The 22,325-nt window shown below is 61.6% G+C and carries 17 protein-coding genes; 10 read left to right on the plus strand and 7 right to left on the minus strand.

Features of this window, described 5'->3' with window-relative positions; genetic code table 11:
• Positions 1 to 116 precede the first annotated feature (116 nt).
• The 7 genes from AW06_RS15415 to AW06_RS15445 are packed head-to-tail and all read left to right on the plus strand — an operon-like array spanning position 117 to position 7,839.
• Positions 117 to 1,760: a radical SAM protein gene (locus tag AW06_RS15415; protein ID WP_034951758.1), complete on the plus strand. Its 1,644-nt coding sequence runs from the start codon at positions 117 to 119 to the stop codon at positions 1,758 to 1,760.
• 56 nt (positions 1,761 to 1,816) lie between these two features.
• Positions 1,817 to 3,154 (plus strand): NAD(P)/FAD-dependent oxidoreductase, encoded by a 1,338-nt coding sequence (locus tag AW06_RS15420; protein WP_034951760.1) that lies wholly within the window; start codon positions 1,817 to 1,819, stop codon positions 3,152 to 3,154.
• 41 nt (positions 3,155 to 3,195) lie between these two features.
• Positions 3,196 to 4,176: a Rid family hydrolase gene (locus AW06_RS15425; protein ID WP_034951781.1), complete on the plus strand. Its 981-nt coding sequence runs from the start codon at positions 3,196 to 3,198 to the stop codon at positions 4,174 to 4,176.
• Positions 4,176 to 5,030 (plus strand): MipA/OmpV family protein, encoded by an 855-nt coding sequence (locus AW06_RS15430; protein WP_138677752.1) that lies wholly within the window; start codon positions 4,176 to 4,178, stop codon positions 5,028 to 5,030. The genes AW06_RS15425 and AW06_RS15430 overlap by 1 nt, the downstream gene beginning before the upstream one ends.
• The gene (locus AW06_RS15435) at positions 5,023 to 5,826 is read left to right on the plus strand and encodes a lysophospholipid acyltransferase family protein (protein WP_034951761.1); all 804 of its coding nucleotides are present in this window, start codon (positions 5,023 to 5,025) and stop codon (positions 5,824 to 5,826) included. The genes AW06_RS15430 and AW06_RS15435 overlap by 8 nt, the downstream gene beginning before the upstream one ends.
• A gap of 20 nt (positions 5,827 to 5,846) precedes the next feature.
• Positions 5,847 to 6,605 (plus strand): glycosyltransferase family 2 protein, encoded by a 759-nt coding sequence (locus AW06_RS15440; RefSeq protein ID WP_034951763.1) that lies wholly within the window; start codon positions 5,847 to 5,849, stop codon positions 6,603 to 6,605.
• Positions 6,606 to 6,654: 49 nt separating this feature from the next.
• A complete protein-coding gene (locus tag AW06_RS15445; RefSeq protein ID WP_034951764.1) occupies positions 6,655 to 7,839 on the plus strand; it encodes a cation:proton antiporter in 1,185 nt (394 codons plus the stop codon).
• A 608-nt stretch (positions 7,840 to 8,447) separates the two neighbouring features.
• Here the strand turns inward: AW06_RS15445 and ybeY are convergent.
• The 4 genes from ybeY to AW06_RS15470 form a co-directional block, all read right to left on the minus strand.
• The gene (ybeY, locus tag AW06_RS15455) at positions 8,448 to 8,915 is read right to left on the minus strand and encodes an rRNA maturation RNase YbeY (RefSeq protein ID WP_034951767.1); all 468 of its coding nucleotides are present in this window, start codon (positions 8,913 to 8,915) and stop codon (positions 8,448 to 8,450) included.
• Positions 8,902 to 9,948, minus strand: coding sequence for a PhoH family protein (locus AW06_RS15460; protein ID WP_046536603.1), 1,047 nt, complete (start codon positions 9,946 to 9,948; stop codon positions 8,902 to 8,904). The genes ybeY and AW06_RS15460 overlap by 14 nt, the downstream gene beginning before the upstream one ends.
• Positions 9,945 to 11,312 carry a tRNA (N6-isopentenyl adenosine(37)-C2)-methylthiotransferase MiaB gene (miaB, locus tag AW06_RS15465; RefSeq protein ID WP_034951768.1) on the minus strand — a complete coding sequence of 456 codons (1,368 nt, stop codon included), beginning with the start codon at positions 11,310 to 11,312 and terminating at the stop codon, positions 9,945 to 9,947. Before miaB ends, AW06_RS15460 begins: the two co-directional genes overlap by 4 nt.
• A gap of 149 nt (positions 11,313 to 11,461) precedes the next feature.
• Positions 11,462 to 11,818, minus strand: a complete 357-nt coding sequence (locus AW06_RS15470; protein ID WP_138677753.1) for a hypothetical protein — start codon at positions 11,816 to 11,818, stop codon at positions 11,462 to 11,464.
• A gap of 135 nt (positions 11,819 to 11,953) precedes the next feature.
• On the opposite strand from AW06_RS15470, the gene AW06_RS15475 reads away from it, so the two are divergent.
• Positions 11,954 to 14,560, plus strand: coding sequence for a bifunctional aconitate hydratase 2/2-methylisocitrate dehydratase (locus AW06_RS15475; protein ID WP_034951770.1), 2,607 nt, complete (start codon positions 11,954 to 11,956; stop codon positions 14,558 to 14,560).
• Between the two features lie 97 nt (positions 14,561 to 14,657).
• Here the strand turns inward: AW06_RS15475 and AW06_RS15480 are convergent, their stop codons facing one another.
• Genes AW06_RS15480 through AW06_RS15490 form a run of 3 tightly spaced genes read right to left on the minus strand, consistent with a single transcriptional unit; the run spans position 14,658 to position 18,043 of the window.
• Positions 14,658 to 16,052, minus strand: a complete 1,395-nt coding sequence (locus tag AW06_RS15480) for a sigma 54-interacting transcriptional regulator (RefSeq protein ID WP_034951771.1) — start codon at positions 16,050 to 16,052, stop codon at positions 14,658 to 14,660.
• Positions 16,049 to 16,612 carry a permease gene (locus AW06_RS15485; RefSeq protein WP_273704780.1) on the minus strand — a complete coding sequence of 188 codons (564 nt, stop codon included), beginning with the start codon at positions 16,610 to 16,612 and terminating at the stop codon, positions 16,049 to 16,051. The genes AW06_RS15480 and AW06_RS15485 overlap by 4 nt, the downstream gene beginning before the upstream one ends.
• 12 nt (positions 16,613 to 16,624) lie before the next feature.
• Positions 16,625 to 18,043 carry an ATP-binding protein gene (locus AW06_RS15490; protein ID WP_273704781.1) on the minus strand — a complete coding sequence of 473 codons (1,419 nt, stop codon included), beginning with the start codon at positions 18,041 to 18,043 and terminating at the stop codon, positions 16,625 to 16,627.
• A gap of 1,000 nt (positions 18,044 to 19,043) precedes the next feature.
• On the opposite strand from AW06_RS15490, the gene AW06_RS15500 reads away from it, so the two are divergent.
• On the plus strand, positions 19,044 to 19,538 hold the full coding sequence (locus AW06_RS15500; RefSeq protein ID WP_273704782.1) for a GNAT family N-acetyltransferase: 495 nt from the start codon (positions 19,044 to 19,046) through the stop codon (positions 19,536 to 19,538).
• A 114-nt stretch (positions 19,539 to 19,652) separates the two neighbouring features.
• A complete protein-coding gene (gene clpB, locus AW06_RS15505) occupies positions 19,653 to 22,262 on the plus strand; it encodes an ATP-dependent chaperone ClpB (protein ID WP_034951773.1) in 2,610 nt (869 codons plus the stop codon).
• Positions 22,263 to 22,325: the final 63 nt, after the last annotated feature.

Genomic DNA, 22,325 nt, shown 5'->3' on the forward strand with positions numbered 1-22,325 from the left:
TGCGCTCAGGGCAGAAGGCAGTTCTAGGCGGCCGGGCAGTCTGCAGATGATCACGCAGGCCGCCTTGGCCGAAACATTTCCAGCAGGATTCGGGGACGTTTGTCGAGGAGCAAAGCGTGCGCGTAACCTTGGTTCACCCAGCCGGTTTCAATTTCGTTCCGGGGCAGCCCGATTTTTCGGTGCTGGCCAACCGCATGCCGCCGATCGGCATCATGCAGCTCGCGAGCTGGCTGGAGAAGCATGGCCATCCAACCGAGCTGCATGACTGCCTCGGCCCGTATGCGCCGCCGGGAATAGCGGCCAACGCCGAAATCGTCCTGGCGAGCCGGCCGGATCTCGTAGGCATCAGTGCAACAACTTCCAGCTTCATGGACGGGGTCGACCTCGCTGCCTTCATCAAGAGGAAGCGGCCGGAGATCAGAATCGTCTTCGGGGCCGTGCATGTGTCATCAATTGGCGCGCCGATTCTTGAGCACTTTCCCGAAATCGACTACCTGTGCATCGGTGAGGGTGAGGGCTGCCTGCTCGACCTTGCAAACGGCAAGGCACTGGCGGAGATCGACAACCTCGTATTCCGCAACGGCGACGGCCAGGTCGTCTGCAATCCGCGCCGACACCGTATCCTGAATCTCGACGAGCTGCCCTTTCCGGCGTACGAAAAGCTGGCCGGGTTTCCGCATGGCTATCACTTGCCACTGTTTGCCTACGAGAAACGCCACGGTGCGACGATGATCACTTCGCGTGGCTGCCCCTACACCTGCTCATTCTGCGACCGCACGGTTTTCGAGCGCCTGTACAAGACCAACTCGGCTCAGTACACGTACGAGCACATGAAATACCTTCGGGATAGCTTCGGTGTCCGCCACATCAACTTTTACGATGATCTGTTCACGGCCCACAGGAAACGAGTCACCGAACTGTGCGAAATGCTGATCGAGCAGCCGCTGGGCATGAACTTCAACTGCGCCATCCGTACCGGTCACACCTCCGACGAAATGCTGGCCATGCTGAAGAAGGCCGGCGCGCTGATGGTGTCGATGGGCATCGAATCGGCCGATCCGGGAATGATGGAACGCCACAAGGCCGGGGTAACACTGCCCGAAGTGAAGAAGACTGTCGAACGGATCCACGCCGCCGGTTTGCGCGCCAAGGGCCTGTTCATCTTCGGATTGCCGGGAGAAACACCGGAAACGCTCAGACATACGAGTGACTTCATTCTGTCTCTCGATCTCGACGAAATGAACATGACCAAGTTCAGCCCGATGTATGGTGCGCCGATCTGGGACGAGTGCGTCAGTGGCAAGGAAGGAGACTTCATCGAAGACTGGCGGCTGATGAACTGCCTGAATTTTGTCTTCAAGCCACACGGGTTCTCGTCGCGCGAGGAGATGGACGCGCTCTACAACTGGCACGTCAAGCGCTACTACGACAGCCGGGGCTATCGCCATCGCTTTGCGAAGCGACTCTGGCAGCATCGCTGGAGCCTCTGGCATGTCGTCCGGCACCTGCCGGAAACCGTCGCCGCGGCTCGTTACTTCAGTGCCAACAAGGAGGAGCTGGAACTTGCCCGGCGGGAGTTTGTCCGCCATCCGCGCCAACCGGTCGGCCTGCAGCCCTTCCTGAGTCCGGAGCTGAAAGCGGATGCCATCGCCGCCATGTCGCCGATCAGGATTTCCCGCCGTCCAGCGCGTCCGGCAACGGAACCGGATGCGTGCTGCACGCCGCAAGCGCTGGGATCAACCATGCCGTGGACAGTATAATATATGGTTCTTGGCGACTTTCGCCGCTGGAGCAGTGACTAACAGGGGTTGAGGGCATGCAGCTTGAGTCTGGGGGAGGGGAGTACCGGGAATGCGATGTCCTGGTGATCGGTGGCGGTCCGGCCGGGTCGACGATTGCTCCTTTGCTCGTCGAGAAAGGCTATCGTGTCGTCCTGCTCGAGAAATCGCGACACCCTCGCTTCCACATTGGCGAATCCCTGCTGCCGGCCAATCTGCCGCTCTTCGAACGGCTTGGCGTTGCCGGTGAGGTTAGGGCCATCGGCATGGAAAAATGGGCAGCCGAGTTTGTCTCGCCGCAGCACCCCATGCCGCAGACCTTTCATTTCGCAGATGCCTGGGACAAGTCGATGCCTTACGCCTACCAGGTGAAACGGGCGGAGTTCGACGCCATCCTGATCCGCAATGCCGCGCGCAAAGGGGTCGAGGTCCACGAAGGTTGCAAGGCAAAGGCAGTCGACTTCCTGCCCGACAACAGCGTGCGGGTCCGCGCCCGCCAGGAAAATGGTCGCGAACTCGAATGGAAGGCACGTTTCGTCGTCGATGCCTCCGGGCGTGACACCTTCCTGGCCAATCGCTTCCAGATCAAGCACCGCAACCCGCGGCACAACAGTTCGGCCGTCTATGGGCATTTCGCTGGCGCCAGCCGCAGCGCCGGGCAGGCGGAAGGCAACATCACCATCTTCTGGTTCGAGCATGGCTGGTTCTGGTTCATTCCGATGCAGGGCGACGTGACCAGCGTCGGCATGGTCACCTGGCCGTATTTCATGAAGACCAGGGGGCAACGGAGCATCGAGCGCTTCCTGCACGACGGCATTGCCTTTTGCCCGGCACTCGCCATGCGCCTCAAGGAGGCCAGGCTGATCAACCAGGTCGAGGCAACCGGAAATTTTTCCTACGTGTCCGAGCGCACGCATGGCAGCAACTACCTGTTGCTCGGCGATGCCTATGCTTTCATCGACCCGGTTTTTTCTTCCGGCGTACTGCTGGCGATGCATAGCGGCCTGATTGGCGCCGAAACCATCGACACCTGTCTGCGGCGGCCTGACGAAGCGGCGGCGGCGCTCAAGCACTTCGACCACCTGATGCAGCACGGTCCGAAGCAGTTTTCGTGGTTCATCTACCGGGTCACCAATCCGATCATGCGAGACTTCTTCATGGGACCCAAGAACATCTTCCGGGTCAAGGAAGCGCTGCTGTCGGTGCTCGCAGGCGACATTTTCGGCAAGACGCCGATCTGGCGCTCGCTACGGATGTTCAAGCTGCTCTACTATTTCGCCAATGCCATCCAGCCCCGGCGCGCCTTCATGGGTTGGAGGCGCCGGCGTTTCAACATCCGCCGGGTCGATGATCCTGCCCTGAACGCCACCCCGTGAGCCTCGCTTTTCGTTCCGATGTCTGTCGTCGGCGACCGCTCGTGGATGCCGAAGTCCCAGTCCGGGAGATCCTCGGCGGCACGCTGATCGGCTGCCGGCCATCCGCGCCTCCGGCGGAGTGCTGGCCGATGCAGACGGTGGTTGCGCCGCTGCTCGGTTATCCTGGCGAAGCCGTCCATGAACTGTGGATCAGTGCGGGCGACAGTCACCCCGGCGAGTTTGAAGGAATCGCTTTCCGGCGCAGCCGGGAAGTCCTGTTCGGTGTCATCGAACTCGAAGAGCAGGCCTTTTCGACCACCGGCCGGGAAAGCACCCTGCAGCAGGCAACCGGGGAAGCCTACCGGCGTATTTTCCGGCTACTTGCCGCGCAGGAGTTGCCACACCTCTGGCGCGTCTGGAATTATCTTGCCGACATCAACGGCGAAACCAATGGCCTCGAACGCTATCGCCAGTTCAACATTGGCCGGCACGATGCATTTGCTGCCTGCGCTCGGGCGGCCACCGGTGACGTTCCCGCGGCCTGTACGATCGGTCTGCCGCAGGGACCGCTGAGCATCGCCTTCATTGCTGGTCGAACGCCGGTACAACCGGTCGAGAACCCACGCCAGGTGAGTGCCTACCACTACCCGATGGAGTACGGGCCACGCAGCCCCACTTTCTCACGTGCGGTGCTCGTGACCCTGCCCGAACGGGATTGCCTGTTCATTTCCGGAACGGCGAGCATCGTCGGACACCGCACGGTGCACCTCGGGGATATCTGCGGGCAAACGCGCGAGGCGCTGGCCAATATCGAGGCCGTTCTCGCTGAAGCCAACCGTCTGAGCCGCCACACGACATTTACGCTGGGTGGGCTTGCGTACCGTGTCTACATCCGCCATGCGGAGGATTTTCCGGTGGTGCGGGATATGCTGAGTGCTCCGATGGGTGCGGCAGCGGTTCTATTCGTGCAAGCCGACATCTGCCGACAAGACCTTCTCGTCGAGATCGAGGCGGTGGCCGTCAATGTTCCAGGGAGTGCCTGATGCATGCATTGAGTTCGAATGGTCGCCGGATCAGCCGTCTGACGGCAGCGGGCTTAGCTTGTCTTTCGCTCGTCGCGCCGGCAGCCGAGGAAAAGCCGCTGTGGGAACTGGGGGCCGGTGTTGCGGCCTTCAGCTTCCCGTATTACCGGGGGTCGGATCAAACCGACCATTTTGTTCTGCCGGTCCCCTATTTCACCTATCACGGGGATTTCTTCAAGGCCGACCGGCACGGCATCCGCGGCAGCTTCTTCGATTCCGACCGCCTCGACCTGAGCGTCAGTCTGGCGCTGTCGCCTCCGGGCCTGAGCGACGACATCCGGGCCCGCTTCGGCATGCCAAATCTTGATGCGACCTTCGAGATCGGCCCGCAGATGGATATCACCCTGTGGCGGTCGGAAAACCGCGCGCGCTTCCTCAAGCTATTGCTGCCGCTGCGCGCCGCCTTCACCGTCGAGAGTTCGCCGCGGGATGTGGGCTGGGTCTTTCATCCCCGGCTCAACATGGATATCACCGACCTTCCGGGGATGCCCGGCTGGAACATCGGACTGCTCGCCGGCGTGGTGTTCGGCGACCAGCGGCAAAACGCCTATTATTATTCTGTGGCGCCGCAGTACGCGACGGCGACGCGTCCCGCGTATCAAGCCGGCGGCGGCTATGCCGGCACGCAGTACCTGATGGCGATCTCCAAGCGTTTCCCGAAAGTCTGGTTCGGTGCTTTCGCCCGCTACGACAACCTCAGCGGAGCCACTTTCGAGAACAGTCCGCTGGTCCGGCAGAAGGATTATTTTGCCGCCGGATTGTCCGTGAACTGGATCCTCGGCGAATCGTCGACGCGCGTGCGGGTCGATGACTGATTCGCGTGCTGGCAAGCCGCTGTGGGGTGCCTATGAATGTCTCGCGATGGCGCTCGGGTTGGGGACGCTGGCGCTTGGCTGCCTGATCTGGCTGCCGTTTGCGATGCTCTTGCATCCGCTGCTCCCCCGTCGCATCGGCCAGCCGCTCGGGCGCTTCGTCGCGCGTATCGGCTTTCGGGGCTATCTCGGGGTGTTGAGCGCGCTTTGTGCCTGCCGCTTCGATCTCGACGAACTCGATCAACTGCGCGACGCGGGGCCGCTGGTGCTGGCCGCCAATCATCCCTCGCTGCTCGACGCCGTGCTCGTGCTGGCGCGTGTGCCGAATACCGTCTGCGTGATGAAGGCGGACCTCATGGACAACCTCCTCTTCGGTGCCGCAGCACGTCTGGCACGCTTCATCCGCAACGATGCGCCGCTGGCGATGACTCTCGACGCGGGCGAGGAACTCGATCGCGGTGCCCGTCTGCTGATCTTTCCGGAGGGCACCCGTACTACCGCCTTCCCGGTAGACCCCTGCCTGGCGACGGCCGGTCTGATCGCCCGCCGCAGCCAGGTGCCGGTGCAGGCCCTGCTGATCGAATTTTCCACCCCCTACCTCGGCAAGCACTGGCCACTGTTCAGAAGGCCGACCCTTCCCCTGCGCTGCCGTATCCGCCTGGGCCGACGCTTCAACCCACCGCAGGATGTCGCCGCTTTCGCCGCCGAACTCGAAAGCCATTTCCGCGCCGAACTTGGGCCGCCATGGCCCAGCACCGTCGCCCGCCCGGCTTGTTCGCGCGCCCGCAACGCCCACTGAAAGGCTGCTGAGCGTACGCCATGACGCTTGCGTCGTCCACCCATCTCGTCATCATCCCGAGCTACAACCCCGGGCCGCAGGTCGTTGACACGGTTCGCGCCGCGCGTGCGCAGTGGACGCCGGTATGGGTGGTCGTCGACGGCAGTACCGACGGTAGCACCGCCAGCCTGCAGGCGCTGGCGCGCGACGACGACGGGCTGCAGGTGATCGTGCTGCCGAAAAACTGCGGCAAGGGCGCGGCGGTGCTGGCAGGCATCAGCCAGGCGCGGGCAGCCGGGTTCACGCACGCTTTGACGATGGATTCCGACGGCCAGCACCCGGCCAATCTGATTCCGGCCTTTATGGCGGCCTCGCAGGATCGTCCGGAAGCCATGGTTCTCGGTAAACCGGTGTTCGCCGCCGACGCGCCGGCGCTACGCGTCAATGGGCGCAAGGTCTCGAACGGCTGGGCGAATCTCGAAACGTTGTGGATGGGCATAGGCGACTCGCTCTACGGTTTTCGCGTCTACCCGATCGTCCCGCTGCAGCAGATCATGCAGGCCAACCGCTGGATGCGCCGCTTCGATTTCGACCCCGAGGCTGTCGTTCGCCTGTGCTGGGCCGGCGTGCGGCCGCTCAACCGTGACGCGCCGGTCCGCTACCTTCGGCCAGACGAAGGCGGCGTCTCGCATTTCCGCTACCTGCGTGACAATACCCTGTTGACCTGGATGCACACCCGGCTGTTTCTCGGTTTCCTACTCCGCCTGCCCTGGCTACTGGCCAGGAAACGCGGTGGTTGAGCGAGCGGTCACCCTGAAACAGTGTCCGGCGCGATGACGCGATGAGCCTATGAATACGACGGAAGTCTTCCTGATTGCCATGGCGATCATTTTCACGCTACCCTGGCTGATCTGGCGGGTCGGCCGGACCGATTACTACGCGCCGCTGGTCGTCGTGCAGATCGTCACCGGCATCCTACTCGGGCCAGGAGTCCTTGGACGCTTCTCTCCCGACGCTTACGCCTTCGTCTTCAACCCGGCGGTGGTGCAGTCGCTGAACGGCATCGCCTGGTGGGCCGTGATGCTGTTCGTGATGATCGCCGGTATCGAACTCGACCTCCGACAGGCCTGGGCGCATCGTCGCGAGAGCAGCCTCACCGCCGGACTGGCGCTCGGCACGCCGCTCGCCTTCGGCTGCCTGGCCGCCGGCCTGATGCTGCTGCACGACGGCTGGATCGGACCGCGAGCGATGGCCTGGCAGTTCGTCCTCGGCATCGGCATGGCCTGCGCGGTGACGGCGCTGCCGATCCTGATCCTGCTGATGGAAAAGCTCGCCATCCTGCGCCAGCCGATCGGTCAGCGCATCCTGCGCTACGCCAGTCTCGACGATATCGCCATCTGGGGGGTGCTGGCGCTGATCCTGATGGACTGGGGCCGCGCAGGCAGGCAAATCGGTTTCCTGGTCGCCTTCGCGCTGCTCGGCTACGCCTTCCGGGCGCTGATGGGGCGGCTGGCGGAACGCGACCGCTGGCATATGGCGCTGATCTGGCTGACCGTCTGCGCCTTCGGCGCCGACTGGTCCGGACTGCACTTCATGGTCGGCGCCTTCCTGGCGGGAGCGATCATGGACACCGAGTGGTTCGATCAGGAGCGGATGGACCTGTTGCGCCACCATGTGCTGCTGGTGGTCATGCCGGTCTTCTTCCTGAGCACTGGCCTGCGCACCAACTGGACGCTCGGCGGTGAGGCGGTGTTCGTCGCCGCCGGCATCCTGCTCGTCGCGTCGGTCGGCGGCAAGCTGCTCGGCGCGCACCTCGCTGGCCGCCTGCTCAACTGGGCGCCGGGCGAGGCAAGCCTCATCGGCTGGCTGCTGCAGACCAAGGCGCTGATCATGATCATCTTCGCCAACATTCTGCTCGACCTGCAGGTCATCAGTAGCGAGACTTTCACCGCCCTGCTGCTGATGGCAGTCGCCAGCACCATGCTCACGGTACCGGTCGTGGCGCCGAAACTGCAGCGGCTGCGGAAAACCTAGGGCGTGTCCTCAATTAAGCGATTCACAAACTGTAACTACTCATGTCGGTGAAGGGGACGTTGTGATCGGTGGCGAAGTTCCAGACATCATCGGCGTATTGGCGCAGGCAGAGCAGGAGGTTCGCGGCTTTACTCTGCCGTGTTCGCCCGCGTTTCCCCGATTTCGGAACGAGCAGATTCAAGGCTTCCCCCTTTGGCGAGCAGGTCTGCGTAACGTGCACACAAGCTGGTGATTCGTGGCATGGGCAATGGACCGCCCAATTTGTTCACCTCGTGACAGGCAGCCGCAGCAGGTCGATCATGCCCCCCTCGCACTTGCGCTGAATCTGTCCGTCGGCTCTGGCGAGGTCAAGAGTTCTCATTGCTACCTCGTGCAGGCCCCCCTCAAGTGTCCAGGGGCTGGGCGGCGTACGGACAGGGCTCAAGCCATGATCAACCTGCATGTCATGCGACATGACCGGCTGTCGGAAACCTATTGGGAAAAGCGCTGGGCTGAGCCTCTACGCAGAGCAGCTTAATAGCGAGACTCCCCGTCCGACACTTTCGTTCGCACCGCTTCCTCGCTGGTATCGCGATCAAGGATCGTACGCCTTCCTCTTTTCGAGCAGTTCATTGATTTTCCACCTGATAGGGGTCTGGATATCCCAGCGCAGCCAGTACCCGGCGCTCCTGGTTTTCCATTTTACGGGCATCTTTCTTGCACGCTTCATGGTCGTAGCCCTGCAGATGCAGCATGCCATGGACGATCAGATGGGCGTAATGGGCTTCGAGAGACTTGCCCTGGGCGTTTGCCTCGCTCGCGACGACTGGCGCACAGAGCACAAGATCACCGCAGAGAGAGGGTTTCTGCTGATAGGGAAAGGATAGGACGTTGGTCGCGTAGTCTTTGGACCGGTAGGTACGGTTCAGGTTGCGGCCTTCGTCTGCATCGACAAAGCGTACGGTGATCTGTCCGCTATCACCGTAAGGGGCTGCTGCGGCCCTTGCCCAGATTCGGACCTGCGATTTTCTGGGGAGATTCGGCCAGTTACCGGCGCTCTGGACGCTGACCTGCAGCCGCCGCTCATACTTCGCCATGCTCGTCCGGCGCGGCTGCGTGAACTTCCCGTGCAGCGGTGTGCGCTTCGTAGGCCGAGACGATGCGTGCCACCAGCGGATGGCGCACGACGTCTTCCTTGAGGAACTCTGTAAAGGCGATGCCGCGGACTTCCCTGAGGATCTGGCGGGCCTCGATCAGACCGCTCTTCTGGCCACGCTGCAGGTCGATCTGGGTAACATCGCCGGTGACAACCGCCTTGGCGCCGATGCCGATGCGCGTCAGGAACATCTTCATCTGTTCGGGTGTCGTGTTCTGCGCTTCGTCGAGAATGATGAAAGCGTGGTTCAGGGTGCGGCCACGCATATAGGCCAGCGGTGCAATCTCGATGGCGCCACGTTCGAACAGCTTGCCGACGCGCTCGAAGCCCATCAGATCGTAGAGTGCATCGTAGAGCGGTCGCAGATAGGGATCGACCTTCTGGGCGAGGTCACCCGGCAGAAAACCGAGGCGCTCGCCAGCCTCGACTGCCGGGCGGGTGAGCACGATGCGCTGCACCAGTTCGCGTTCGAAGGCGTCAACCGCCGAAGCGACGGCAAGATAGGTTTTGCCGGTACCAGCCGGGCCGGTGCCGAAGGTGATGTCGTGTTCCTGGATGTGCTTCAGGTATTCGATCTGGCGTGGGGTGCGGCCGTGCAGCTCGGTCTTGCGGGTCAACAGCGCCGGCTCCGGGCCACCACTGGACGCGCTGTGGCGTACCGGTCGGTTGAGCAGTTCGATCAGACCGAGCTGGATGTCATCGAGCGATAAGGTGTCTTTGGCCTGTGCGTAGAATTGCTGCAGTGCCTCGGAGGCGCGTGCCCGCTGTCCGGCTTCGCCGCGCAGTGTAAAACGTTCGCCGCGGCGGGCAATCGATACGTCGAGGGCAGTCTCGATCTGACGCAGATTCTCGTCGAGGGCGCCGCACAGATTGGCCAGTTGCTTGTTGTTGACTGGCGACAGCAGCAGTTCGGTGGCCCGACTTTTCGGCGGCGAGGAATGTGCAGCCGGGCGCTCGGAAGTATGAGTGTTCATGTGCTGGCACTGACGATCTCGCCGCGCAGCGAATGCGGCAGGGCGGAAGTGATGCGGACATTGAGAAAGTGATAGAGAAGGGGCGTGTTGTCGCCAGCCTTGCCGGCAAAATTGACGACACGGTTGTTGTCCGTCCGCCCCGCGAATTCCCGGTGGTCCTTCTTCGAAACGCCTTCGACCAGCACCCGCTGGACGCTGCCGATCATCGCTGCCGAAACCGCTTGCGCCAGTTCATCGATACGCTGCTGCAGGCGCTGCAGACGCTCAAGCTTGAGCGATTGCGGCGTATCGTCGGCAAGCTCGGCGGCCGGCGTCCCTGGGCGCGCACTGTAGAGGAACGAGAACGAGGCGTCAAAGCCGACCTCGTCGATCAGCTTCATCGTCTTGTCGAAATCGTCGGCGGTTTCGCCCGGGAAACCGACGATGAAGTCCGATGACAGCGAGAGATCAGGACGCGCAGCGCGTAGCTTGCGCACCAGGCTCTTGTATTCAAGCGCCGTGTAGCCACGCTTCATCGCAGACAAAATCCGATCGGACCCCGATTGTACCGGCAGATGTAGGTGCGAGACGAGCTTGGGCACACGGGTATAGGTGTCGATCAGCCGTGCCGACATCTCGCGGGGATGCGAGGTGGTGTAGCGAATGCGCTCGATGCCCGGAATTTCAGCGATGTATTCGATCAACAAGGCGAGGTCGGCCGTCTCATCGCCAGCGAGTGCCTGCCCGCTGCCCAGCATGGCGCCGCGGTAGGCGTTGACATTCTGTCCGAGCAGGGTCACCTCCTGGACGCCCTGTGCGGCCAGCCCGGCGACTTCGGTCAGGACATCTTCGAAAGGCCGCGACACCTCTTCGCCGCGCGTGTAAGGAACGATGCAGAATGAACAGAACTTGCTGCAGCCCTCCATGATCGAGACAAAAGCAGCAGCGCCTTCGACCCGCGCTGGCGGCAGATGGTCGAACTTCTCGATTTCCGGGAAGGAGATATCGATCTGCGACTTGCCCAGGCGACGCCGGTCGGCAATCAACTGCGGCAGCCGATGTAGGGTCTGCGGTCCGAAAACCACATCCACATAAGGTGCGCGGGCAACGATCGCCGCACCTTCCTGGCTCGCTACACAACCGCCGACACCGATCACCAGATCGGGATTGGCGAGTTTCAGCAGGCGTACCCGGCCGAGGTCGTGAAAAACACGTTCCTGCGCCTTCTCACGTATCGAGCAGGTGTTGAAGAGGATGATGTCCGCATCATCGGGTGTGTCGGTGTGGACGATGTCTTCGGATGCAGCGAGCACGTCGGCCATTTTGTCCGAATCGTACTCGTTCATCTGGCACCCGAAGGTGCGGATGAAGAGTTTTTTGGCCATGTCTACCATGCCTGCTTTGTTGTTTGCGTTAATGCCAAAGTCCCGTCAGGGACTCATGAATCTCCTCTCCTCACGCCTGGGGGAGAGGTCGGGGGCGGGGATACGGTCATGGCTGTCATGATCGGGGGTGTCTGGAAAAGTCATGACCGTCAGCGTGGTCGTGATACCGAAGCTTCGCTCGGAGTCAGCATCCAGACGCGATAGATCGCGCCGGAAGTATCGGGCAGATAGACGACTTCGACGGGGTCCTGAATCTGTATCGGCAGGACCAGCAGGTTCTGCCGATTACGAAACTGCGCAGTCGGGGCGAGTGGCCATTGCTGGCCATTGATGGTCAGGAAACCGTCTCCGGTCGGTGGCTGCAAGACCCCCTGTTTGGCCTGTTCAGGCAGTGCTCGCGCCATGGCCATCGGTTCATGCAGTACCTGCGTGTCAGGGGAGGGCGTCAGTGCGGCTTCGATGATGGAGCTGAGAATGCTGTACAGGAGTGTTGTGGGGAGATCCATCGGCGCATTATAGACAAGCCGGCGCCCCGCTGTCAGCCCATCTTGCGCAAAGCTTCGCTGTGCGGGCATGGCTGGGCGCCCTTGCAGTACAATCATGTTTTACCCTAGTTACAATCTTTGAGAAAGGACGTCGCTGTGCTGGAATCCTATCGTGCCCATGTTGCCGAACGCGCTGCGCTCGGCATTCCGCCGCTGCCGCTGACTGCCAAGCAGACCGAGGAGCTCATCGGACTGTTGAAGAACCCGCCACAGGGCGAAGAAGCGACGCTCGTCGAGCTGATCACCTATCGCGTGCCGGCCGGTGTCGATGATGCCGCCAAGGTCAAGGCCGAATTCCTGGCGAGGGTCGCCAAGGGTGCAGAGTCCTGCGCGCTGATTTCGGCGGACAAGGCTACTGAACTGCTCGGCACGATGCTGGGCGGCTATAACGTCAAGCCGCTGATCGACCTGCTCTCCGGTCCCACCGGAACGATCGCCGCAGCAGCCCTCAAAAAGACGCTGCTGGTCTTCGATTTCTTCCATGATGTCAAGGAACTTGCCGACCAGGGTAATCCGAATGCTCGATCCGTGCTGCAGAGCTGGGCCGACGCCGAGTGGTTCACCTCGCGTCCCGAAGTGCCAGCTGCGCAGAAGCTCACCGTCTTCAAGGTGACCGGAGAAACCAACACCGACGACCTTTCACCGGCGCCAGACGCCTGGTCGCGTCCCGACATTCCGCTGCATGCGCTGGCGATGCTCAAGAACCCGCGTCCCGGGATCGACCCCGACAAGGCCGGTGAGCGTGGTCCGATCAAGCAGCTCGAAGAACTCGGCAGGAAGGGCAACCTGATCGCCTATGTCGGCGATGTCGTCGGCACCGGTTCGTCGCGCAAATCGGCGACCAATTCGGTGCTGTGGTTCACCGGCGAAGACATTCCCTACGTTCCGAACAAGCGTTTCGGTGGCGTCTGCCTGGGCTCCAAGATCGCGCCGATCTTCTTCAACACCATGGAAGACGCTGGAGCGCTGCCGGTCGAAATCGACGTCGGGCAGATGGACATGGGCGACGAGATCGAACTCAGGATCGACGCCGCCACCTCGAAGGTCACCGCCTTGAAAAACGGTGCCGTGATCGCCGAATCACAACTGAAGACGCCGGTGATCCTCGACGAGGTGCGCGCCGGTGGCCGCATTCCGCTGATCATCGGGCGAGGCCTGACGATGCGTGCGCGTGAAGCGCTTGGCCTGCCGGCATCGACATTGTTCTGCCTGCCGCAGAATCCGGCCGATCCGGGCAAGGGCTACTCGCTGGCACAGAAAATGGTTGGACGCGCCTGCGGTCTGCCCGAAGGCAAGGGCGTGCTGCCCGGCACCTATTGCGAACCCAGGATGACCACCGTCGGCTCGCAGGACACCACGGGTCCGATGACCCGCGATGAATTGAAGGATCTCGCCTGCCTCGGTTTTTCGGCGGACATGGTGATGCAGTCGTTCTGCCACACTGCTGCCTATCCGAAGCTGGTCGATGTCAAGATGCACCGCGAGCTGCCGAGCTTCATCAGCACGCGTGGCGGCGTTGCCCTGCGTCCGGGCGATGGCGTCATCCACTCCTGGCTCAACCGCCTGCTGCTGCCCGATACCGTCGGCACCGGTGGCGATTCGCACACGCGTTTCCCGATCGGCATCTCGTTCCCGGCCGGTTCGGGCCTGGTTGCTTTCGCCGCTGCCACTGGCGTGATGCCGCTCGACATGCCGGAATCGGTGCTGGTGCGCTTCAAGGGCTCGCTCGCCGAGGCCGGTCAGCGCGGCGTGACGCTGCGCGACCTGGTCAATGCGATTCCCTACTACGCGATCCAGGCCGGTCTCCTGACGGTCGAGAAGAAAGGCAAGAAGAACATCTTCTCGGGCCGCATCCTCGAAATCGAAGGGCTGCCGGATCTCAAGGTCGAGCAGGCCTTTGAACTCTCCGACGCCGCTGCCGAGCGTTCGGCCGCAGCCTGCGCGGTGGCGCTGAACAAGGAACCGATCATCGAATACATGCGCTCGAACATCACGCTGATGAAGTGGATGATCGCCAACGGCTACTCGGATGCGCGCACCCTCGGTCGCCGCATCAAGGCGATGGAAGCATGGATCGCCAATCCCGAACTGCTCAAGGCCGACGCCGACGCGCAGTACGCGGCAGTGATCGAGATCGACCTCGCCGGGGTCACCGAGCCGCTGGTTGCCTGTCCGAATGATCCGGACGACGTCAAGCTGCTCTCCGCTGTCTCCGGCACCAAGATTGACGAAGTCTTCATCGGTTCGTGCATGACCAACATTGGCCATTTCCGCGCCGCCGGCAAGGTCCTCGAAGGCAAGACCGACATCCCGACGCGGCTGTGGATCGCGCCGCCGACCAAGATGGACGCGATGATCCTCAACGAGGAGGGCTATTACGCGATTCTCGGCAAGTCTGGCGCGCGCATGGAAATGCCCGGCTGTTCGCTGTGCATGGGCAACCAGGCGCAGATCAGGAAAGGCAGTACCGCGATGTCGACCTCGACGCGCAACTTCCCTAACCGCCTCGGCATCGACACCAACGTCTTCCTGGGATCAGCCGAACTCGCCGCCGTCTGCGCGCTGATGGGCCGGATCCCGACGCCGGCGGAGTACCTCGAGCAGGTGCAGACGGTCAACGCCAAGGCCGCCGATGTCTATCGCTACATGAATTTCGACCAGATCAAGGAGTTCAGCGACGTGGCGGAGACGGTGACGGTGTGAGTTTCACCTGAAGGAGCAAGGGGCCTGCTCTTAGAGCTGCCAATCAGCAATCGAAGTCCAGATTGCTGGTCGACAGGATGGCCGTCCGGCAGCGACTTTAGCGCTCGGATGCGGCGCTGTTGCCGGGCAGGCCGCGGAACATCGCCGGCGTCAGCTCGTGCTTCTGCAGCAGGCGGTAGAACTCTGTACGGTTGCGGTCGGCGATGCGGGCCGCGTCGGCGACATTGCCGTCGGTCAGTTTCAGGAGTTGCACCAGATAGTTCCGTTCGAAGCGCTGCTTCGCCTCGGCGTAGGATAAGGCCTCCATGGCCGGGACGCGCAGGGCGCGCTGGATCAGAGCCAATGAAATCAGTGGCGTGGTGGCCAGAGCGCAAGATTGTTCGACCACGTTGTAAAGCTGGCGGACATTGCCTGGCCAAGCCGCACTGGCCAACGCCTCGAGTGCCTCCGGGGCGATGCCGGCGATGGGCTTGTCGTATTTTCTGGCCAGTTGCTGCACGAAACAGGTTGCCAGGAGCGGGATGTCCTCGCGCCGCTCGTCGAGGCGCGGCAGCGTCATGGTGACAACGTCGAGGCGGTAGTACAGATCCTCGCGAAACTGGCCTTCGGCCATGGCGACTTCAAGATTGCGATGGGTGGCGGAAAGTACCCGCACGTCGACAGGCTCGGCACGTGTTGCGCCCACCGGCCGCACTGCTCGCTCCTGCAACACCCGCAGGAGCTTGACCTGCAGTGCCAGTGGCATGTCGCCGATCTCGTCGAGGAACAGTGTCCCACCGTCGGCGGACTGAAAAAGGCCGAGGTGCGTGGCGGAGGCTCCAGTGAACGCCCCGCGCACATGGCCGAACAGCTCCGATTCGAGCAGTTGCTCTGGGATCGCGCCACAGTTGATGGCCACGAAAGGAGCTTTGGCACGTGCGCTGGCGCGGTGGATCGCGCGGGCCAGAATTTCCTTGCCGGTACCGCTTTCTCCCCGGATCAGGACGCTGGCGTCCGAGGCGGCCACCACACGGGCTTCCTCGATCAACTCGCCCATGCGGCTGCTGCGAAAAACAATGCCCTCGCGCCAGGCTTCGTCCTTGCCGGTTTCGTGCTCCGCACCGGCTGCTGAGAGTTGCAGTGCTTGCGCAATCTTTTCAAGCAGGTGCTTGCTGTCGAAAGGCTTGGTCAGATAGCCGAAGACTCCCCGTGACATCGCTTGCACCGCGTCGGGAATCGTTCCGTGGGCGGTCAGCAGGATTACTGGCAGGGTCGGTCGGGTGGAGCGGATCTCATCGAACAGGGCCAGCCCATTTTTGCCTGGCAGACGGATATCGCTGATCACCAATTGCGGGGGTTCGACGGCAATGCGTGCCAGACCCTCCTCGGCAGAGGCAGCGGTCGATACCCGCAGGCCTTGGACATGCAGACGCATCGAGAGCAGTCGCAACAGGTCTGCGTCATCGTCGATGAGCAGAACATGGGCGGCATGGGGTTTGGGAACGGGGTTCATCGCGGGGCTCCGGGCGGTTTTTTGCCACTGCTTGGACGGACGGTCAGCGAGCGTTCGATATCGCTCAGGGCATCGAGTTTCTCCTGGAGTTCGCCGTTGCGGTGCTGGCTTTCCTTCAACTGCTGAAGGATTTTCTCGTTCTGTGTTGCCAGTTTCAGCCGTTCCTGGTATTGACTGGCCAGCAGCCGGGCCAGTGGGTGCAGGCTGGCCACTGCCGGGTCGTTGCTTTTCAGCATGCCTTCCAGCAAGCCCAGTGCCCGAACGAGATCCTGCGGAGCACGCGGCTGTCCCAGGAGCAAGGCAAGGCGGAGCTGGGTGACAGGGGTAGGGGGGGCCACCGTCAGTATGGCACGTTCCCTCAGCAGTTGCTGTGGCGAGATGCGCTGTAGAAATTGGAGATAGCTCAGTAGCGGCAGGATTGCCGCTGCCGCTTCATCGATCTGGGCCACAGCAGCTGTCGGCAGCGCCTCCTGCGGCGGCTCCGGTGAGGTGGCACAGCCACTGAGCAGTATGACGGCGAGCAGCCTTGGCCAGCCGCTGTGCATGTCGTAGGTCTTCATGAGGTTGTCTCCTCAACCTGACGATTCACACGGCACCTCGATCCAGAAATGCGCCCCGGGCGCTTTCCCGTCATCGGACAGCAGCATCACCCGCCCGCCCATCGCCGTCATCAGTTCGCGAACGATCGATAAGCCGACGCCGCTGCCCTGGCGTGGAGTCGGCGAGGTTCGGGAACCCTGGACGAAGGGTTCGAATATCCTTTCAGCATCGTCGTTGGCTACCCCTGGTCCCTGGTCGATACAGGCGATACGGACGATCTTGCCGAGGACCACCGCTTCCAGGTGGATGACGCCGGCTTGAGGGCTGAAATCGATGGCGTTCGAGAGCAGGTTATCGAGAACGACCAATAACTTCTCGGCGTCGAGTTCCCTTGTGACTGCTGGTGCATTGCAGAGTACCGTCAGTTGCCGCGCCTGAATCTGCAGGTCCCGTCCCTGTACGACATCGGCCAGCAACTGTTGCAGCAGCAACGGCCGAGAGCCTGAGCGGCGGGCTTCGAAGGAGGCAGCATTGAGCCGCAGCAGGCTTTCGATATGCCCCTGGAGACCCATCACATTGTGCTGCAGGATATCGACCACTTCCTGTTGCGACCCGTCCAGAGGCCCAAGCACCTGTTCCTGCAGCAGGGCGATGCCTTCCCTCAGGGCCGTCAATGGCGTTTTCAGTTCATGCGAGACATGTCGCAAGGTCCGCTCGCGCTCGGATTCCAGTTTGTCCAGGCGCTGTCTCAGCCAGTCGAGGCGACGCCCCACCCTTCTGAGATCGGCAGGCCCGGGAACCGTCACCGGTTCGTCGAAGCGGCTCTCCCCAAGACGTTCGATCGCTTGCTCGATACTGCCGAGCGGTCGGGACAGCCACCAGTTCATCGCCAGGGCGACCAGAAACGCTCCGACGACCGCAGCGGCCACCAGGCTGGTGAGCTTCCGGCGGCCCTGTTCCAGTTCCGACAGCAGTGCGGCATTTTGCTGGTCCATCCAGTGTTGGCCCGCATGCTCGAGCGCTCTGTTGAGTTCAGCAAGGCGATTCAGCAAAGGGAGCAGCTCGGTTCGTGGTACGGATTGGTGAAGTTCATGGCTGAGCCGGTCGACGGCCTGGTGCCAGTCACCGGGGAGGGCACCCCAATTCCCTGCGGGAATCGACTCGAGACGTTTGATTGCGGCCAGGGCATGGGCAACATTCTCGTCGAAGCGTTCGAGCAAGACGGGTTCATTGAGGACCGTGAACTGCCGCGCGCTACGTTCGAGCCCGACCGTCCGGTCAGCGAGTTCCTGGAGCGAGGCACTGAGTTGCAAAGCGTATTCGCCGTGCTGCCGGCTTTGCTGAACAAACTGTTCTAGCAGTAACCAGCTGCTCACGGCTGCCCAGCTCAGGAGCAGGGCAATCAACAGGAATCCAGCCAGCATGCTCTGGCGGAACGAGATGCGAATCACGGCAAATGCCTTCTCCGGGCAATGGTGGCGCAACGGCGATGGGTCTGCTTCGTGCAGGACAGGACAAAAATGCCGCAAGCGCCGATCAGTGTCCGGCACATGGCGCGACGAGAGTAAAGGCCACCGCCAGGATGAACCGCCCGGGGCCAGGGTGGCCTGCCGGGCTTCTCGAATGCAAAGCAGGTGGCCAGTTTACACCGCTGGCAGGAGCGCTTGCGCAACAAATTGCCATCGAGCAGGCCGGCGGAAGCGGCAACTGGAAACCGTCATTTCCAATGAATCAATGTTTTGCAAAGCATGTCGCTGGCTGACGACAAGATAACTTCTTGTCCGTGCAGCCCTTTTCGATAGAGTTCGACAAGTTTGTCTCTTTTTCACGACATGTTCCGGGTGAAAGTGAGGCCGATGATTCAGGGTTTCGACGTAGATAACTGTTTTGTTTATGAAACTTGTCATGGCACGAATATCGCTTTTGTTCTCCGGAGGTTAATCCCGTCACTCTGCCCAAAAGGAAAAGCCGTGTTCAAGAAACTCAAGGTCTGCAGCCGGAGCGAGCCGATCACCCACCACAAGGCACCTCCCATCCTCGGCTCCACCTCCCGGCCTGCTGCGCCAACACCAGACAGCATCGCCTCTACCGCCAGAGAGCTTGCCCAGAATCCATCTGCCGCTCCACTCTCTCCCGCCGCAAGAGCGGCCGTCCAGACGTCGCCAGCTGCTCAACCGGCAAGAACCGTGAAGGCCCCGTCTACGAAATCCATCCTGGCACGCATATCGTTCTTGTTTTCCCAGAATTAGCCTAGTCGGATGGAAGTATCTTAGGCCAATGACCATCGGCACCATGGGTTTTCACGAAACGCTTCTTGCACCGGACGGAACGAACCGGTGTTTGGTCGGTGCTGCGTGCTGGCGAGTGAAGCCTGATCGGCTCTCGGGGGCTCTCGTGCCGGGCCGTGGTGGCTACGACACTCGCTTGGCGCGAACGCCGAATGAGCACGGCATGGCAGGCATGCTGGTGCGCCGGATGTATGCTTGGCGCGGTTACGACACAGCATCGCTCGGGTGGCAAGCGGACGATCCGAATCGGCTGACGCTTGTGGCCTGGCATCACGGGGAGGTAGTGGCGACACTGACTTTGGGTCGCGATTCTCCTGCCGGCCTGTTGGCGGACGGTCTTTACGCTTCGGAGCTGGCCCTCCTGCGCTGCCCCGGCCGGGTTGTCTGTGAAGTGACGAGGTTGGCGATAGACCCGGAATTCCGGTCGTCGGATTTGCTGTTTTCTTTACTTCAGTCGGCCCATTGCTACGGAAAGCAGTTTTTTGCTGCCAGTGACGTCGTGATCGAAGTCAATCCGCGCCACGCCCGCTACTATCAGCGTCTGCTGGGCTTCAGACCGTTCGGCAGTCGCCGCCAGTGCCCGCGCGTCAACGCTCCGGCAGTCCTCTTGCATCGGGAACTGCATGACTTTGCCATTCCTGCCGACAAGATCGGTTGATCCGCCCTGCTGAACCTTCTGGCAGGCGCGTGCCGAAAAACCTGCGGCTCCTTGAATTCACACGGTCTGTCCCCACATGTTCGGCATGAACATACTTCTGCCGAGGATTTCAGCATGCGTTTGGATAAACTGACCACCAAGTTCCAGCAGGCGCTGGCCGATGCGCAAAGCCTTGCGGTCGGACACGATAATCAGATCATCGAGCCGCAGCATCTTTTGTTGGCGCTGTTGCAGCAGGAAGACGGTTCGAGTTCGTCCCTGCTGGCCCGCGCCGGGGTCAATGTGCAGGCGCTCAAGACGGCACTGGCGCAGACGATCAACCGTTTACCGAAGGTGCAAGGGCATGGCGGTGAGGTGCAGGTCGGTCGTGACCTGACCAATCTGCTGAACCTTACCGACAAGGAAGCCCAGAAACGCGGTGACCAGTTCATCGCTTCGGAGATGTTCCTGCTTGCCCTCTGTGACGACAAGGGCGAGTGCGGTCGCCTGGCAAAACAGCACGGACTGGTCAAGCAGTCGCTGGAACAGGCGGTGGCTTCGGTACGTGGTGGGCAGGGAGTGGATTCCCAGGAAGCCGAAGGGCAACGCCAGTCACTGAGCAAGTACTGTATCGACCTGACCGATCGCGCCCGCCAAGGGAAGCTCGACCCGGTGATCGGTCGCGATGACGAGATCCGCCGGGCCATCCAGATTTTGCAACGGCGCACCAAGAACAATCCGGTGTTGATCGGCGAGCCGGGTGTCGGCAAGACCGCAATCGTCGAAGGGCTTGCGCAGCGTATCGTCAATGGTGAGGTCCCGGAAACGCTCAAGAACAAAAAGGTGCTCAGTCTTGACATGGCGGCGCTGCTGGCCGGTGCCAAGTATCGCGGCGAATTCGAGGAGAGACTGAAAGCGGTGCTCAAGGAAATTGCCCAGGAAGAAGGGCGCATCATCGTTTTCATCGATGAGCTGCATACCATGGTCGGCGCCGGCAAGGCGGAAGGCGCGATCGACGCCGGCAACATGCTCAAGCCGGCTCTGGCACGTGGCGAATTGCACTGCGTTGGCGCAACGACGCTCGACGAGTACCGCAAATACATCGAAAAGGATGCTGCGCTTGAACGCCGCTTCCAGAAGGTGCTGATCGACGAGCCGACGGTCGAGTCGACGATCGCCATCCTGCGCGGCTTGCGCGAAAAATACGAGCTGCACCATGGCGTCGACATCACCGATCCCGCGCTCGTCGCCGCCACCGAACTGTCGCACCGCTACATTACCGACCGTTTCCTGCCGGACAAGGCGATCGACCTGATCGACGAAGCCGCGGCGCGGATCAAGATGGAAATCGACTCCAAGCCGGAGGTGATGGACAAGCTCGACCGGCGGATGATCCAGCTAAAGATCGAGCGCGAAGCGGTGCGCAAGGAACGCGATGAAGCGTCGAAGAAGCGCATGCACCTGATCGAGGAAGAACTGCTCAAGCTCGAACGCGAGTACAACGACCTCGACGAAATCTGGAAAGCCGAAAAGGCCCAGGTACAGGGCAGTGCGCACATCAAGGAGGAGATCGACAAGCTCAAGCTCGAACTGGCGCAACTACAGCGCGACAACAAGTGGGACAAGGTTGCCGAAATCCAGTACGGCAAGCTGCCGCAGCTCGAGGCGCAACTGACGGTCGCCGAGAAATCGGGCGAGGGTGGCCAGCACAACAAACTGTTGCGTACCGAAGTCGGCACCGAGGAAATCGCCGAGGTGGTCTCGCGTGCGACGGGAATTCCCGTTTCGAAGATGATGCAGGGCGAACGCGAGAAGCTCCTGACAATGGAAGATCACCTGCACCAGCGCGTCGTCGGTCAGGATGAGGCGGTGCGTCTGGTGGCCAATGCCATCCGCCGCTCGCGTGCCGGTCTGGCGGATCCCAATCGGCCGTACGGCTCGTTCCTCTTTCTCGGCCCGACCGGGGTCGGCAAGACTGAACTGTGCAAGGCATTGGCCGGCTTCCTCTTCGATTCCGAGGAGCACCTGATTCGCGTCGATATGAGCGAATTCATGGAGAAGCACTCGGTGTCACGGTTGATCGGTGCGCCGCCGGGTTACGTCGGCTATGAGGAGGGCGGTTATCTGACCGAAGCCGTCCGACGGAAACCCTATTCGGTGATTCTCCTCGACGAGGTCGAAAAGGCGCACCAGGATGTCTTCAACGTTCTGCTGCAGGTCCTAGACGACGGTCGCATGACCGACGGACACGGTCGAACCGTCGACTTCAAGAATACCGTGGTGGTGATGACCTCGAATCTCGGGAGCCAGATGATTCAACAGATGGCAGGTGACGATTACCAGTTGATCAAACTGGCGGTGATGGGTGAGGTCAAGAGCTATTTCCGGCCCGAGTTCATCAACCGCATCGATGAAGTGGTGGTTTTTCATGCGCTTGAAGAGCAGCACATCAAGTCGATCGCCAGGATTCAGCTCGCTTACCTCGAGCAGCGTCTGGCGCAACTCGAACTGAAGCTGGAAGTGGCCGACAGCGCCCTGTCAGAACTCGCAACAGCCGGTTTCGACGCGGTCTATGGAGCCCGCCCGTTGAAGCGTGCGATCCAGTCACAGCTTGAGGATCCCCTGGCCAAAGCGATTCTCGAGGGGCGTTTTGTTGCCGGCGATACGATTCGTGTCGCCTGCGACAGTGGCATCATGCGCTTTGGTACGGCAGAGAAGAATGTTGCATGGCACGAAGCTTGCTAATGGCTGTCTCTGGAAAAGAACTTCCAAGGCCCGTGCAGGCAATTAAGGTGATCTCCGCAAATC

Source organism: Candidatus Accumulibacter cognatus, from assembly GCF_000584975.1.
GTDB lineage: Bacteria > Pseudomonadota > Gammaproteobacteria > Burkholderiales > Rhodocyclaceae > Accumulibacter > Accumulibacter cognatus.

Excerpts from the sequence above, each read along its gene's own strand:
- AW06_RS15420 (WP_034951760.1), top strand. The coding sequence starts at position 1,817 with ATGCAGCTTGAGTCTGGGGGAGGGGAGTACCGGGAATGCGATGTCCTG.
- AW06_RS15430 (WP_138677752.1), top strand. The coding sequence starts at position 4,176 with ATGCATGCATTGAGTTCGAATGGTCGCCGGATCAGCCGTCTGACGGCA.
- AW06_RS15435 (WP_034951761.1), top strand. The coding sequence starts at position 5,023 with ATGACTGATTCGCGTGCTGGCAAGCCGCTGTGGGGTGCCTATGAATGT.
- AW06_RS15440 (WP_034951763.1), top strand. The coding sequence starts at position 5,847 with ATGACGCTTGCGTCGTCCACCCATCTCGTCATCATCCCGAGCTACAAC.
- AW06_RS15445 (WP_034951764.1), top strand. The coding sequence starts at position 6,655 with ATGAATACGACGGAAGTCTTCCTGATTGCCATGGCGATCATTTTCACG.
- ybeY (WP_034951767.1), bottom strand. The coding sequence starts at position 8,915 with ATGGCGAAGTATGAGCGGCGGCTGCAGGTCAGCGTCCAGAGCGCCGGT.
- AW06_RS15460 (WP_046536603.1), bottom strand. The coding sequence starts at position 9,948 with ATGAACACTCATACTTCCGAGCGCCCGGCTGCACATTCCTCGCCGCCG.
- miaB (WP_034951768.1), bottom strand. The coding sequence starts at position 11,312 with ATGGCCAAAAAACTCTTCATCCGCACCTTCGGGTGCCAGATGAACGAG.
- AW06_RS15470 (WP_138677753.1), bottom strand. The coding sequence starts at position 11,818 with ATGGATCTCCCCACAACACTCCTGTACAGCATTCTCAGCTCCATCATC.
- AW06_RS15480 (WP_034951771.1), bottom strand. The coding sequence starts at position 16,052 with ATGAACCCCGTTCCCAAACCCCATGCCGCCCATGTTCTGCTCATCGAC.
- AW06_RS15485 (WP_273704780.1), bottom strand. The coding sequence starts at position 16,612 with ATGAAGACCTACGACATGCACAGCGGCTGGCCAAGGCTGCTCGCCGTC.
- AW06_RS15500 (WP_273704782.1), top strand. The coding sequence starts at position 19,044 with ATGGCAGGCATGCTGGTGCGCCGGATGTATGCTTGGCGCGGTTACGAC.
- clpB (WP_034951773.1), top strand. The coding sequence starts at position 19,653 with ATGCGTTTGGATAAACTGACCACCAAGTTCCAGCAGGCGCTGGCCGAT.